The organism is Pirellulaceae bacterium (assembly GCA_019636385.1).
Lineage (GTDB): Bacteria > Planctomycetota > Planctomycetia > Pirellulales > Pirellulaceae > Aureliella.
In genome coordinates this window covers 883334-899474 of sequence record JAHBXT010000002.1, presented here as the reverse complement: position 1 = coordinate 899474, position 16141 = coordinate 883334, and the positions used below count along the sequence as shown (strand labels likewise).

The following is a 16141-nucleotide window of genomic DNA, read 5'->3' as shown; positions in this document are numbered from 1 at the left end:
AGTGTTCTATGCGATCAACGGGACAGAACTTGGCCCATCACTGCACTTGCAGAGTCGATAGGCAGCCCAACGTAGCTACGCGTGCCAGAGCCTGGACGCTCCAGTCACGAGTTCACTTCAACCAGCGGACCTTCAACTTGTCCGCTGGCATGTCTAGTCTGCGCTGCTTGCTGGGCATGTGCCTGTCCTTGTCGCTAGCCGCATTTGCTGCTGCGCAGTCTGTCTGCCTGCCTGCGCCGCGGTTGCTGCATGTGTTCCCGATGGGAGCACAGATTGGAACTACCGTTGAAGTAACAGTCAGTGGCGAGAACCTGGATGAGTTGGCTGGACTGACCTTTTCTGATCCACGTGTAACCGCCACGCCTGTGCAGGACGAACAGCAGCGGCCTATCGCCGGCCGGTATCGCGTGACAGTTCCTGATAAAATGCAGCCGGGGCTAGTCGAAGCCTATGCGATCGCGCGGCTGGGAGTGTCTACTGGGCGAATTTTTTCTGTCGGCACATTGACTGAAGTTGCTTACAGCTCTGCCAGCGCGAATGCAGAAGAGGCTCAACCGATTCAATTTGACAGCACTGTCAATGCGGCCACGGTTGCTCGCAGCATCAATCATTACCAGTTTTCAGCTTCCGCTGGCCAGTTGTGCCGCATCGACTGCACTTGTCGCGGGATCGACTCCAAACTGGATCCGGTCGTGACCCTGACCGACTCCAGCGGGCGAATTCTAGCGACCGATCGCCAGGCGGCGGGCATCGAGTTTCTGGCTGAGCGCGACGACCGCTACGTTATCAAAGTGCATGATCTGACCTATCAGGGCGGTCCAGAGTACTTTTATCGCCTGAGCCTTCAATTGGTGGATGGCGAAAAGCAACTTGCGCAGTTCGCTTCGACTCAGCAGGTGGCACAGTATTCCTGGCCTCCTTACGGCTATGCCCCTGAAAAGTCGGTTCTTGAAGCCGAAGTGAATGATGCTGCGCAACCACAATCTATCGAATTACCATGCCAGATTCGCGGCTCTTTCTTTCCTGCAGCCGACGTCGATTGCTTTGAGTTCACAGCAATTAAGGGGCAGCAGTGGTGGATCGAGGTGGCTTCGCATCGGTTGGGGGCAGCTACCGGACCTGCTGGAATTGTGCAGCGTGCGGTCACCAATGATGGTTCGACACACTGGCAAGATATTCTTGAGCTCAAGGACATTGCCTCACCAATGAAAGTCTCCAGCAACAACTACGCCTACGACGGGCCACCCTACAACGGCGGTTCGACGGATTTAATCGGAATGCTGGACGTGCCCGAAGACGGACTTTATCGATTGCAGCTCAACGATCTATTCGGTGGAACTCGCGATGATCCAGCCAGCGTCTACGAGCTGGTAATTCGAGAGGCGGAACCTGATTTTGCGCTGACCGGATGGGTTAAGCATTTGGAACTGCGCAATGGCGATCGCAATGCGCTGTCGAAGCCGCTGGCGCTGCGGTCCGGTGCGACGCTAGCCCTAGAAATCGGGGCTTTCCGCCGCGACGGATTTGCAGGGCCAATTCGACTAGAGACGCATGGCTTGCCGGCTGGTGTTTACGCCAGTGCCATTGATATTCCAGCTGGGCAAACAACGGGGCACTTACTGTTGACGGCCCAGGCGGATGCTCCAAAGTCGCTAGGCCATCTGCGTATTGTCGGTCACGGAGAGGTTGCGGGGCAGGCGCTGGAGCGTAATTGCCAACTGGCGACGATGGCTTGGCCCATCCGAGATCATTGGCAAGAGTTTCCCAAGCCGCGACTAACATTGATGATGCCTGTTTCGGTAACCGACGCCGAATCATCTACTATCACAATTCAATCTGCGGTGGATTCTAGCGGCCGGTGTCACATTCAGGCAGTGGCTGGTAGTTCAATTGCAATTCCGCTAAGCATTCATCGTAGCTGTGAATTCTCCGGCTCGGTTCTCAATCTCACTACGATTGGCAACGGCTTTCAAAGTAATTCTCGTTTTGAAATAGCGTTGCAAGAGAGCAGTGCCGAAGTGAAACTCGACTTGGCAGCCTTAAAGACTGAGCCAGGAATCTATACCCTTGCATTTTTGGGACCGGCTGTGGCCAAGTATCGCGACTACCCCCAGGCCGTTGACAAGGCAACTGCCGCCAAGCAGGTTGCGGCGCAGCGCGTCGAGGAACTCACCCGACAACGTGAACAACTGGCCGCCGCCAACGCGCCGAAGAGTGCCGAGCAATCTGAATCGTCGGCCAAGAAATCACCAGGGAGCGGTCAAGAATTCGATGAGCAACAACTCAAAGACGCTGAGGCCGCCTTGATGGCTGCTGACGAAGGGTTGAAAGCGGCTACCCGTCGCTCACAACCGCAAGACATTGTGGATATCATAGTTACTCGACCGGTAACACTCGAAGTCCTACCCAAGGAGGAATCGCGATGACCCAGCCACCTCGCTGTTGTCCAGGGCCGCTAGCACAACGATTGCCCAATCGTCGCTGCTTTATGCAGTTCGGTCTCGCGGGCGCCGGTGGACTGTCGCTGCCGGGATTGCTGAGACTGCGGGCCATGGACGGTCAATCCGCCACCAGTCAATCAAACAGCAGTCGATCTGGCAAGTCGATCATCATGGTTTGGCAGCCGGGCGGTTGTTCACACATCGACACCTATGACCCCAAGCCCAACGCAAGTAGTGAATATCGGGGACCCTTTGGGCAGATCGCCACCAAATTGCCTGGATATCAATTCACCGAATTGATACCACGCCAAGCTGCAATTGCCGACAAAATGGTAGTTCTACGGTCGATGTATCAATACGCTCCCGGCCATCCTGCCGGATCGATGCAGTTGCTATCGGGAGACCCTGATACGCGCGACAAGCCGGCACCAAAGTATCCTGATTGGATGTCGGTATCGCATTACTTGCTCAGCCGCAAGGCAGGCGCAGAGCGATCGTTGCCAGGCTACGTAGGCATCAATCCGCCCACCGAATACAACGGACCGGCCTATTTGGGCGATGCCTATTCGCCATTTAGCATTACTGGCGATCCTAGCGCGCCGAGTTTCGTCGTACCCAACATCGGCTTATCAGACGCTAGTGAAGTTGGCCGCATCCAGCGTCGCGTTAGTCTGCGGCAGCAACTCGATACACTCGACAGGGCCTTTGACCGCAGCGGAGAACTCGGAGCACTCGACCAATTTGAGTCTCAGGCTCTGTCGCTATTGACCGATGCTCAAACGAAGCGGGCGTTCGATCTGACGATGGAAGATGATGCGACTCGCGATCGCTATGGTCGCAATAGTTGGGGGCAGCAACTGCTGATGGCGCGACGGTTGGCGGAAGCGGGAGTTGACATTATTACCACTAGCCTGAGTGGCAAGTTGTGTGGGCGTGTCCACAATTGGGATGATCATGCTGTCAATCACAACGTCTTTGAGGCGCTCCGCTTCCGGGCTGAAGTTTACGACCAAGCCGTGACGGCGCTGATTGAAGATATCTACCAGCGGGGCTTAGATGAAAATATATTAGTCGTGGTGACCGGCGAATTTGGTCGGACTCCACGCATTTCCTATGATGCCAGTACAGGAGCTGGCGACGGAAGCGCACCGGCCGGAACGAAGCAACCCGGCCGCGATCACTGGGTGCGAGGCTTTTCGAACGTTTGGGCAGGCGGAGGTATTCGCGTTGGTCAAGTTGTCGGTGCCACAGACCGGCTGGGCGAAGACGCCATCGAACGCCGCTGCGGCCCAGGCGATTTTCTGGCAACGTTATATCATCATCTGGGCATTGATTCATCCAAAGTCTTCCTCGAAGACTTTAACGGCCGCCCCACTCCTATCGTGGATCGGGGGCGTCCGATTCAGGAGCTGATTTGACAGCTCCTGGTCAATCTGCCATCACAAGTCTCCTACCGCTACAACAGTTTCTCGCTGGACAGCAATTCCAAAGCTGCGTCGATGGTAGCCAAGTCACGATCATTGGAGGAATTGGCAATACTCGCATACACTTCGTCAACGTCTGCCGAGTATCTGTCCGACACTTTGGTACTAGCCAACGTAGTCGTCCTCAATTTTGAAGTCACATCCGCCGCTTCACTTTCAGTTAGCAATATTGATCGCAGATTGTTTGTGGGGGATGACAGTGGCTCCAACAGTGGCGCTGGCTCCAACAGTGGCGCTGCGAAATCCAGCGATTGAGTCCCGTTGGCACTGGCCTCACTGGCACTCGTTGCAGGGCCCCAGGATTCGCCTTCGCCATTGTGGCCACCGCCACCGGGCGACTGGATGGTAATCACTGGCAGTTGCGCCGATATATTAGACCGCATGGCGGTGATGTCGGCGAAGGCGATGGTACCGTTCTTGTCGATGTCGTGGATGCTGCCAGCACCGACGATCAGCGACACATTGTCGCGAATGGGAGTAATGTCGGCAAATGATACCGTAAAGTATCCAAGAGACGGACCGGTTGTTTCACCAAGCAGGTGCCCGGCATAGTAGACTTGCGGCACTTGCAGTCCGGTATTCGAATTGGCCAGCACCGTGACCCGCAGCCAGCGATTTGCAATGGCGTTGTTGGGCCACTGGACCAATACTCGATCAGGCGAACCGGGCGTAACCGTGACTGAAGATGGTGCTGGCGCGGTCGCCCAGCCCGCAGGCGGATTTAAGCCAACGTTATACGCGCCAGTCGGACTCATCTGAAACACAAAATCCGATGCGGTAACCGTTCCGGGCAAACCGCTGATGTCAAACGCCAGTCCATTCAGACCCCGTGACGAGTTAATGATGTTGTTGTAGCCCAATTCTTGCGCTACAGCCCCCTCCAATGCCACAACCTTAACTGTGTCGATAGGCGAGCCTGCTCCCGTGAAACCGCTGTGGTAGATGAAACGACTAGTGATCGAGGAAAAATCGTCATTGACAATAGTACCGGTACCAGTCGAGGTGCCCAGCGATACGTTACGGCCCGACGCCGATAGACTGCTGAGCAGGACTTGGAATGCTTCGGTCGATTCATATTGGTTATCTCGATTAACCAACACTGTTACCTGTTGGGTCGTCGTGCTGCTAGCAGCAAATACAACCGGAACTGCGACCAGTGCTGTAAAATCACTCGGTGCTGTGGCTGTTCCGTTCTGTGAGTTGGCCTGGAGACTCACAGATACATCCACTGGACTGGTGATCGTTACATCAAACACAAACGCAGTCGTACCCCCCCCTGAACCCTCAGCCAGCGTGACGCTGTTGATGTTGATAGTGGCACTGTCATCATTCTGTATCGTGCCCACACCGGTCGACGTTCCCAGCGAAACATTGCGACCACCGGACGATAATCCGCTCAGCAGTATATTAAACACTTCATCCAGTTCTACTAGGTTATCTCGATTGACCTGCACGGTCACCTGTTGGGTGGTGGTGCTGCTGGCACCGAAGACAACTGGTGTTGCAACCACCGCTGTAAAATCACTTGGGGCAGTGGCGGTACCGTTTTGAGTGTTGGCTTGCAGGCTCACAGATACATCGACTGGGTTGGTGATCGTCACATTAAAGACAAAGGCGGTCGTACCGACACCAGAGCCTTCGGCCAGCGTGACGCTGCTGATGTTGATAGTAGCACTGTCATCATTTTGAATCGTGCCCACGCCGGTCGACGTTCCCAACGATACGCTGCGGCCCGAAGCCGACAGGCTGCTCAGCAATACATTGAATGTCTCATCCAACTCCACTAGGTTATCTCGATTCACCAGGACCGTGACCTGCTGAGTCGTGGTGCTGTTAGCCGAAAAGCTGATGGGGGCGGAAGCCACTGCCGTATAATCCCCAGGGGCTACCGCAGTTACATTCTGCGTATTTGCCGACAGGCTAACACCTACATCGACAGGATTGCTAATGGTTACATCAAACACAAACGCAGTCGTACCGACACCAGAGCCTTCGGCCAGCGTGACGCTGCTGATGTTGATAGTAGCACTGTCATCATTTTGAATTGTGCCCACGCCGGTCGATGTTCCCAACGATACGCTGCGGCCCGAAGCCGACAGGCTGCTCAGCAGTACATTGAATGTCTCGTTCAGTTCTACTAGGTTATCTCGATTGACCTGGACCGTGACCTGCTGAGTCGTGGTGCTGCTGGCCGAAAAGCTGATGGGGGCGGAAACCACTGCCGTATAATCCCCAGGGGCTACCGCAGTCACATTCTGCGTATTTGCCGCTAAGCTAACACCTACATCGACAGGATTACTAATGGTTACATCAAACACAAACGCAGTCGTACCGACACCAGAGCCTTCGGCCAGCGTGACGCTGCTGATGTTGATAGTGGCACTGTCATCATTCTGTATCGTGCCCACACCGCTCGACGTTCCTAGCGACACGTTGCGACCAGCGGCCGATAGTCCACTCAGCAGCACATTAAACACTTCGTCCAGTTCTACCAGATTATCTCGACTGACCTGCACGGTCACCTGTTGGGTGGTGGTACTGCTGGCACCGAAGACAACTGGCGCTGCAACCAGCGCTGTAAAGTCACTGGGTGCGGTGGCGGTAACGTTTTGAGTGTTGGCTTGTAGGCTTACAGGTACATCGACGGGGTTGGTGATCGTCACATTAAAGACAAAGGCGGTCGTACCGACACCTGAGCCTTCGGCCAGCGTGACGCTGCTGATATTGATAGTGGCACTGTCATCATTTTCAATGGTGCCCACGCCGGTCGAAGTACCCAACGAGACGCTAAGGCCACCAGCCGATAGTCCACTCAGCAGTACATTAAACACTTCGTCCAGTTCTACCAGGTTATCTCGATTAACCTGAACCGTCACTTGTTGAGTGGTCGTGCTGCCTGCTGAGAAGCTGATGGGGGCGGAAACCACTGCCGCATAATCCCCAGGGGCTACCGCAGTCACATTCTGCGTACTTGCCGATAGGCTAACACCCACATCGACAGGATTGCTAATTGTTACGTTAAAGACAAACGCGGTCGTGCCCACACCAGAGCCCTCAGCCAGCGTCACGTGACTGATATCGATTATCGCGTGGTCGTCATTCTCAATCACGCCATCTGCGGTGGCTACGACGATTTGCGAATTGTTGGTCGAGTCAACCAGGGTGACGCGGAAATGCTCATCAAGTTCTACCAGCGACTCACCGCTGACATTTACCGTAATTGTCTTGGATGTTTCATGAATACCAAAAGAAAGCTGGCCGCTTGGCAGTGTGCCACCAAAATCCGCTGCATCCGCAGGGTTGGGGCCAATTCCGGAAACGGACCAGTCAACAGTGAAGGCACTGCCCGTGAACCAGCTTCTCTGAACTGTAAACGTATAACCCTGGATGCCAGCATCTCCTTCTGGTTTGACTGCGCTGGCTGGGCTGACGGCAATTGAAGCCAACTTAACGGCAAAGATGTCTGGGTATCCATTACTATCACCCACAGTGGTCAGGTCAGTGCCATAGCTGTAGAAGACAGCGGTTGCTCCGTTTTCACTGATGATCGGGGAGTAAGAATCGCTGTTGGAACTTGATGTCCCGGACGAATTTCTACTAAGTAAATCAGTCACGGGCGCTGGCGCGTTCCATTTGCGGATGAAAACGTCTAACTGATTGGTGTCGGCGACATTGGCGTCTAGGTCGCCGGAATTGCTCTGAAAAACAACCGTTGAACCGTCGCGGCTAATGCGAGGCGATTGCGAGTAGTTATCCCCGGAACTCGTTCCCGCTGCGTTGACGCTGATCAAATGAGTTGTCGATAGATTTCTGTCGCGAACAAAAATATCGCTGTTCCACCAAAGATCATCGACTGGGTCCAGTTGAGCAAAACTTTGAAACGCCACATAGCGTCCATCACCACTGATGCTCGGCATGTTTGAGTAATTTTCTCCGACTCCTCCCAGCAATGATTCGCTGATCAGTTCAGTAGACGATGTAGTGACATCTCTGACGTATACCTGCCAATAACCGTTGCCGGTGACTCCATCGCTCAATCCATTGGATGAGCTAGAAAATGCTACGTACCTGCCGGTATCGCTGATATCAAACACGGAATCCACACCAGTCTGACCAGTAAATCTCCCGGTACCCTTGATCGTAACTAATTCAACCGCACTCCCATCGTAAGCGAATACATCCCAGGCGGTGCCATTGGCATCAAAGCTAGTCGAAACTAAATTCGTCGCCTGACTCCAAAATGTCACGACCGCACCGTTTTCACTAAGCGCTGGATTGCGAGATTCTGCGTTAGCACTATCGGCACTCACTGCACTGAGACTCACCAAACGAGTCGATGGACTGAACGCTTGCCAATTGCGAACGAAGACATCATAGGCACCGTTGCCGTCCATAGCGGCACCATCCAAATCGGTCGCAAGACTGTGAAATGCGACTTTAGAGCCGTCACGGCTGATACGTGGATTGTCTGACGAGTTGTCGCCGGAATTGGTTCCTGTTGCATTGATGCTGATCAAATGCATGGAGAGCAGATTTCGATCGCGGACATAGACGTCATAATGCCACCATCCATTGACGTCAATTGCATCCAGTTGAGCCGAACTTTGAAATGCCACGTATCGTCCATCACCACTGATGCTGGGAGCATATGAGTATCCCTCGCCGACGCCTCCCATTAGCGATTGGCTAATCAGCTCTGTAGTTGATGTAATGACATCTCTGATATATACCTGCCAATAGCCGTTTCCCGGTTCCCCGTCACTCATTCCTGTGGACGAACTGGAAAATGCAACATACCTGCCGGTATCGCTGATATCAAAATCAGCATCTACGCTGTACTGGCCGGTAAAATATCCGGGCCCCTTAGCGCTAACCAATTCCACGGCACTACCGTCGTATGCAAAAACATCGTTTGCTGTTCCATTGGCATCAAAACTAGTCGAAACCAAATTCGTAGCTTGGCTCGTGAAGGTCACTACAGATCCATCCTGGCTGACTGCAGGCTGCCATGAGGGGAAGTTGGCACTGTCTAAGCCAGCAGCGTCGCGACTGACCAAGCGAGTGGTGGGACTAATCGACTGCCAATCCCTGACGAAGATGTCAAGCGAACCGTTAGTATCTGATACTGAGCCATCAAGATCGGACGCTTGGCTGACGAAAGCTACCATCGCTCCATTGCGACTCAACCTGACCTCGGTTACGTGATAATCACCTCCTGCCGTTCCGCTACTGTTGACGCTAATCAACTGTGTTGTCGAGGCACCTCGATCTCGTATGTACACATTGTTAATCCACGAGGATGGCAAGGGGTCCAGGTTGCTGGCATAGCTCTCAAATGCGACAAAATTTCCGCTGGCATCCAGCTGCGGACGGTTAGCGGTCCAATCCGCTTCGTCCCCAAAATTGTTTACACTGATCAGTTCGACACCGGTAAAAGGCACACTCAGATCCCTGACAAACACGTCCGAATATCCGTCGGTTTTTACTGGATGCACATCAGTGGCGTAGCTTGAAAAGGCGATTACTTGACCATCATCTGAAAGGCTGAAAGCCGTATCGACTGAATAGTTGCCAGTTGCTGTGCCGTCTGGAATCAAGTTGACAGCCGTCATTGTTCCTGATGCGATGTCGTAAGCAAACAAATCGTAGCCGGTTCCGTTTCCATCTGCGACTCCGGAAACCAAGTCTGAGGCAGAACTCAAGAACACTACGGTCGAGCCGTCGTAGCTGATTTTTTGGTTAATAGAACCGTAATCGCCGGTTTGGAGTGGATCCACGGATGAGCGGCTAACCAGGGTGGTGGTCGGCACACCGGTCAGGTCACGCACATAGATATCGTAGGCATAACCATTGGCATCGACCAAGCCTGTGATCAGATCCTGAGCGAGTGACTGGTAGGCAATCCGCTGGCCATCACCGCTGATAGCTGGATAATACGAATAGTAGTTACCACCATCTGAGTCTGAGCTATTGACCGAAATCAATTCAAGCTGTTCCGAGCTGCGCTGCCAACGGTATATCTGGCTGTAGCCGCTGGTTGAGATAGTTCCGGTGACATCCAGATCCGTAGCATGGCTGTAGAACGCCACATAATTTCCATCACCGCTGATTACGGCGTAATACGAGCTGTTGTTGGCCGAGCCGCCACCTGAGGCGCGACTAATCAGCGTGATAGTTCCCGTCTGCAAGTCACGCAAGAACACGTCGGTAGTTCCGTTTGTATCGCCATCGACCAAGTCGCTGGCATCACTAGCAAACACTTCGTAGCGCCCATCGTCCGACAGGCTCTGCTCGGTTCGTGATGATCCAGAATTTCCGCTGCTCGGCGCGGTACTCTCCACCGAAACATATTGGTTCGTCAACGTGGCTACTTCAAAGGATACAAGATCTAATCCATTACGATTAATATCCGTTACCGCCAATTCAATGTCGGTGGCACCGGTTTTGTAAACTACCCGACTTCCATCACGACTTATTCGCTGGGAATCCGAGTAGTGATTAGCCGTCTGTAGAGGACTGGCTGATGAACGACTGACCAAAATTGTGGTCGGCGCACCGGTTAGATCACGCAAATAAACGTCATAGTTATATCCATTGGCGTCAACCAAGCCTGCTATTAGGTCCTGAGCTATAGACTGGTAAGCTATTCGCTGGCCATCACCGCTAATTGTAGGGTTATACGAATAGTAGTTGCCTCCATCGGTATCCGAGCTGTTAACGGAAATCAACTCGATCTGTCCGGAACCGCGATGCCAGCGGTATATTTGGCTGTAGCCGCTGGTTGAGTTAATGCCAGTGACATCCAGATTCGTGGCATGGCTGTAGAAGGCCACATAGTTTCCATCACCGCTGATTACGGCGTGATGCGAGCTATAGTTAGCCGAGCCGCCACCGACTGCGCGACTAATCAGCGTGGTAGTTCCCGTCTGCAAGTCACGCAAGAACACATCGGAGCTGCCGTTGGTATCGCCTTCGACCAAGTCGCTGGCATCACTGGCGAATACTTCGTACCGACCATCGTCCGAAAGACTCTGCTCGGTTCGCGTAGATCCCGCATTACCGCTGCTGGGAGCAGTGGACTGGACAGAAATATAGCGATTGGTTTGCGACGAGACGTCAAAGGCAACCAAATCCCAATTCGTTCCATTGACGTCCGTAACGCCCATTTCAATGTCTGGCGCCCAGGTGCGGAACACCACAGTGCTGCCATCTCTGCTGATCCTCTGCGAATCAGACCCTCCATCAGCGGTTTGCAATGGATCGGCCGCTGATCGACTGACCAAGATAGTACTTGGTGTGCCAGTCAAATCACGAAGATAGACATCGGTCTGGCCATTTGTGTCCAGCACACCAGCAACCAAATCGCTAGAATAAGTGCGATAGACAATTTTCGTTCCGTTTTCATTGATCGAAGCTTCGTAAGAATAATTATTGGCTCCATCGGTACCATCCGCATTGGGCGAGATCAGCGTGATTTCCCCGGTACTACGCTGCCAGCGGTAGATCTGACCGTATCCACTTGTGGAATTGAGCCCAGTCACATCGAGATCTGTGGCGTAGCTTTGGAAAGCAACGTAGGCACCGTCCGCACTAATCACGGCAGTTTGCGAAGCGTTGTTCGCTGCCGTTCCTCCAGCCGCTCGGCTAACCAGGGTTGTAACCCCGGTCTGCAGGTCGCGTAGGAACACATCGTAGGTTCCATTGGAATCTCCAGCGACGATATCTGCTGCCGAACTTGAAAACACTTGATATCTGCCGTCGCCAGATAGACTCTGCGAAGTGTATTCAAAACTTCCCGCAGCCGTAGCGGTGCCTGGATCGTTGATACTGATCAGCTCCGGCAAACTGACACTCAGTAGCCGCCGAGCCTCCAACAACTCCGCCTGGAATATCCGTCGGGCAGAGCGCCTCGCACGGCGACTTTCTTGTCTCCCGGCAAGCTTTGAAATCCAACGGAAGGCACGCTTTGAGATACTCATGATGTATGTGGCTCTAGGAAGTGAGGGTAGGAAACGTCGGGCAAGCCACCGAGCGACCAGCGGCTTCAAAGCAGCAGTCGCCAGCGGCAAAGAGAGTGCTCGTAGCGGTTGCATCCATACACATAACCGAAAAAACTTGCCAATATGTCTGGGACTTCAACCTGCTACAAGTCATGTCACCACGTAGTCGGCCAGTATATTCAGATTGCGGCGTCTCAGGCTGCTTAAACCCATTGCTACGACCAACATTGCACACGAAGAAATTTCAGGCACCGGGATCGTGAATATCCTCGCTTGATCCATGCCCAATTCTGCGGTGAGTGAAAATGTAGCCGAATTCAGGTCGCCTGCAATAGTGACCATGTCAGACGGCGCCGGTAGCGTATCAAAGCCTCGCGTTGCTATGAACACACCGGGATAGGTTACCAATGCGTTCCCAAAGGGGCCGTCCGTTGAATATAACAACGGCGAGTAAGTTTGGATGCCATGGATCGTCTCTCCCGGGTCAAAGGTAACACTGCCAGTGAGCGAAACGATACCGGGAGCCGGATCAAAATGCACCAAGTAGCTGTGAAAGATTGCGCCGGGTGGCAACATGAGCGATGGTGGAAAACTGCCACCGTGCGGTCCAGGTCCAAAAGCATTCACGAACAGTGGTGGGCCGGGAGGAACAATCGAGATGCCCTCATCGATGATGTACATCGTCGTGGAACTCTCCAGTATTCCCTCGCCGACTACGGAAACGGGCGGCGTGACTACTGTCATCGTAGTGCTGACCGCAAAAATGTCGGCCCGAGCAGCGCCAACGTACAACAAACTCACGATGCAATACAAACCGTGGCTTACTCGAGTCATGGCGACGTTCCTGATACCTTGTTGAACAATTCGCACACCACAATACGAGCGGTAGCGTAGCAGCCTGTTAGGCGTAATACAATAATTTGCAAGTTCAAACAAAAAAATTTTTTAAATGCAAAACCGAGCTGGAACTCACGCCCCCCCAATGGTATTGTTTTCGCTTGCCAACTCAAGTCTTGGAGAGAAGAGCCAATTGATCGCTACGCTATTGCGGTCGATGTCTCACCACCTTGCGAGATCATCCAAGCTTTGACGGTGATTTTCTGAGCGACCATCAGATGCGGGTGGCCACAGAGCTCAATGCCCAGCGGTTGGCACATGGTATTACACTGCGTCTCGCAAATTGCAGGAGCTAGTGTCCAGGGAGGATGATCGATCTCGCCACAGTACAACCGGCCCCGACTGTCAGCGCTGTACAGGCAATATCGAGCTGTCAGCCAGTGCTCGAGCGTTTCGGGTTGTGCTCGAAACCAGTCGCCTTTGGGGCAGTAGCTGGCCGCAAAGTTAGCCGATGGTTCATGGCGATGTGTGCGATGACTACTGTAAGCAATTGTGGAATCAGCATGACGAGCAATTGACATGCGTGCATCCATGTATGGTAGATGGAATGCGGCGCGGGCGACGCGTACGGCCACACGACTGGCAGCATCCAGCGAAAAGAACCACACGCCTGGCTTTCCGCCTGCGGTGACGTAAGTGCGCACGTTTAGCTCCGGAAAATGACCAATCAGCGGTAGCGGCGGACAGCAGCGCGGAGCGACACGTGACATCAAGAATGGAACGATGCCCACCCAGGCAGCACCGTCGCGTGTGTCGAGCGTTAATCCGGCGGGCAATAACGGCATGACAACTGCCGGATCTACTGGCCAATGCGCAAACAACAGGTCGGACCAAGTCATCTGCATCACCCAGGGAGTCTGGGGGAGCGGCCAAGTTCGATCAGAAGTTAGCGAGGTCATCAGGTATTCCGGGTCGCGAAATGCTCTATAATCTAACAACATTTTTGATGTCTAGCCTTCCTTTTTTGACGGTGACTACTCATGCGATTTGGATTCTTCGCTCTAGCCTGGCTGTTCACTGTCACACTTGGCAATGCAGTACTGGCTCAGTCGCCAGTGTCGAGCGAGAAGATCGAGCAAGCGTTGCGTCCCTTCATCGACGACAATACCGTTGCCGGAATCGTGGCTATGGTCGCTGGCCCGGACGAGGTCCTGAGCCAGGTTGTGCTGGGCAAAGCTGACATTGAATCCGATCGCCCAATGCAGCCGGATTCGATCTTTTGGATCGCTTCGATGTCCAAACCGGTAACTGCTGTGTGCATCATGCAAATGGTCGACGAAGGCAAACTGTCGTTGGACGATCCCATCGCTAAACATTTGCCGGACATGTCACAACTTAAGACATCCGATGGGCAACCCGCCGAGATCAACATCCGCCACCTGTTGACGCATACGTCGGGGATGGCCGAACTGCCGTTTCAGTCTGCCTACACCGATGCCACCTTGGCGGATGTGGCGGCGCGGTATGCCAACGTGCGCGTTTCATTTACGCCCGGCTCGCGCTGGCAATACTCCCAGACCAGTATCAACACCGCTGGCAGGATTGTAGAAGTGCTGTCGGGGATGAGTTTCGATCAGTACGTACACCAACAGGTATGCCAACCACTGGGAATGGTCGACACCGCATTTTATCTCAGTCACTCGCAGGCCGAGCGATTGGCAAAAGCGTATTCGACCACGCCCGAGGGACTCAAGCGCACCAGCATCATTCTGATACCCGGCGGTTCGCCGACCGATCGCAGTCATTATCCGGCACCCAACGGCGGACTGTTCTCTACTGCCGGCGATTACCTCCGTTTCTGCCAGATGCTATTAGGTGGTGGGCAACTGAAGGGACAGAGAATTCTGTCTGAACGGTCGGTGAAGGAGCTGCGCACCATTGCAACCGGAGACTTGAAAACTGGATTCACCGAAGGCAATGGTTGGGGCATCGGCTGCTGTGTGATCCGCGAACCACAAGGCGTAACCGCCACGCTATCGCCCGGCACCTTTGGGCACGGCGGTGCCTATGGGACACAGGCCTGGATCGATCCAGTGAAGAGCCGCATCTATCTGCTGATGTTGCAACGCGCCAATTTCCCTAACGCAGACGCTTCACCCGTACGCCAAGCCTTTCAGGAAGCTGCCAACTAGGGAGGAGCCAGCTGGCTACTGTCTTTCTTGCCCGGCGGAATGTTGGGAATTGAATTCAGCTGTGGATTAGGCTCCGTCTTGGCGCAGCCAGCAACCAATATGAGACAGATAACACACAAAAGTCGCATGATGTGAACTCATTAAAAAGCAATACTACTCGCTGGCTGTAGTTAGTTCGCCACCGGCCCGCGTAGCCAGCTTTTCGATCACGTTGGCAGAATGCGAATTGCTGGACAAATCCTGTGGTCTACCCGCTAGATAGCTGATGAACCGCACGCTGCCATCTACCAATGCCCAATTGCCTCCGCCAGGATGAAGACTCCAAAAATGGTACCGCTCAAGACTGTCCGGGTCTTGAATTCTACCGGGGCGGTAAAAGTCTGGCTGAGCCTCTGGAGTTAGAGCTCGTTCGTAGACCCCCAACACTACGTCGGTAGCACCGAATGCTGGTGAGTCTCCGGCTCCTGCCCATTGCCAACCATACAGCAAAGAACTAGAAGGAGGTCTTTCGCCGATGGCTAACGTATTGGACGTGCCGTCCGAGATTGCAGCCATTGTCACTTTTGAGTTCACGTAAAGCAGGCCATCCTGACCGCCAGCTTCTTTGAATTGACAGCGCCCAGATACTCCCAGATAAGACGTTAGTGCATTTTCTTCTCCAGAAGCGCCATACCACTTCAGGTCGACGCGCGGGTCCGACGGACATTTAAAGGTTGGCGTTGAGATGCCATTGAGTATCTGTCCATCTGGCATCTTCTGAAAAAAGGGCCAGGCCGGGCGGATTGGTCGAATGTCTGCGGCGCGATACAAATTGCCAAATTCGATGTAGGGCGTGATACGAAACAACCAGCTCCAGAACGGTCCTTCGGTCGGATAGCCTTCCGCCGTGTAACCTTGCGGTGCAGATTCACGAAAGTATTCGGAATACCAGTTCTGACCAATCTGATGCGCCGACGGAAATCGGCGCTGCGCATCATGGTAGAGCTGCAATCCCAGCACCTGCTGCTTCAAGTTGTTAGCACACTGAATGCGTCGCCCCGCCTCACGCGCCGCTTGAACTGCTGGGAGCAGCAAGCCAACCAGTACGCCAATAATCGCGATGACAACCAACAACTCAACTAAAGTAAATGCTCGGCGCATCATGACTGTACCGTCCCAGCACAAATACGTTGGAAATGCCGCGAGCG

7 protein-coding genes are annotated in these 16141 nt (G+C 53.7%); 3 read left to right on the top strand and 4 right to left on the bottom strand.

All coding sequences use genetic code 11. The features are described 5' to 3' along the window. The first annotated feature begins 8 nt into the window (after positions 1-8). Both KF752_08995 and KF752_08990 read left to right on the top strand, forming a co-directional pair. Positions 9-2426 (top strand): serine protease, encoded by a 2418-nt coding sequence (locus KF752_08995; protein ID MBX3421679.1) that lies wholly within the window; start codon positions 9-11, stop codon positions 2424-2426. Further along, the gene (locus KF752_08990) at positions 2423-3859 is read left to right on the top strand and encodes a DUF1501 domain-containing protein (GenBank protein ID MBX3421678.1); all 1437 of its coding nucleotides are present in this window, start codon (positions 2423-2425) and stop codon (positions 3857-3859) included. Before KF752_08995 ends, KF752_08990 begins: the two co-directional genes overlap by 4 nt. Before the next feature lie 38 nt (positions 3860-3897). On the opposite strand, the gene KF752_08985 is transcribed toward KF752_08990, so the two are convergent. The 3 genes from KF752_08985 to KF752_08975 form a co-directional block, all read right to left on the bottom strand. Further along, complete coding sequence (locus tag KF752_08985) at positions 3898-11904, bottom strand: PD40 domain-containing protein (GenBank protein MBX3421677.1); 8007 nt, start codon at positions 11902-11904, stop codon at positions 3898-3900. 171 nt (positions 11905-12075) lie between these two features. Continuing rightward, entirely contained in the window at positions 12076-12759 is a 684-nt protein-coding gene (locus tag KF752_08980; GenBank protein ID MBX3421676.1) for a hypothetical protein, read from the bottom strand. A 203-nt stretch (positions 12760-12962) separates the two neighbouring features. Beyond that, complete coding sequence (locus tag KF752_08975) at positions 12963-13721, bottom strand: DUF2071 domain-containing protein (GenBank protein MBX3421675.1); 759 nt, start codon at positions 13719-13721, stop codon at positions 12963-12965. 81 nt (positions 13722-13802) lie between these two features. On the opposite strand from KF752_08975, the gene KF752_08970 reads away from it, so the two are divergent. Next, a complete protein-coding gene (locus KF752_08970; protein MBX3421674.1) occupies positions 13803-14954 on the top strand; it encodes a beta-lactamase family protein in 1152 nt (383 codons plus the stop codon). A gap of 153 nt (positions 14955-15107) precedes the next feature. Here the strand turns inward: KF752_08970 and KF752_08965 are convergent, their stop codons facing one another. Further along, the gene (locus tag KF752_08965; GenBank protein ID MBX3421673.1) at positions 15108-16097 is read right to left on the bottom strand and encodes a DUF1559 domain-containing protein; all 990 of its coding nucleotides are present in this window, start codon (positions 16095-16097) and stop codon (positions 15108-15110) included. Positions 16098-16141: the final 44 nt, after the last annotated feature.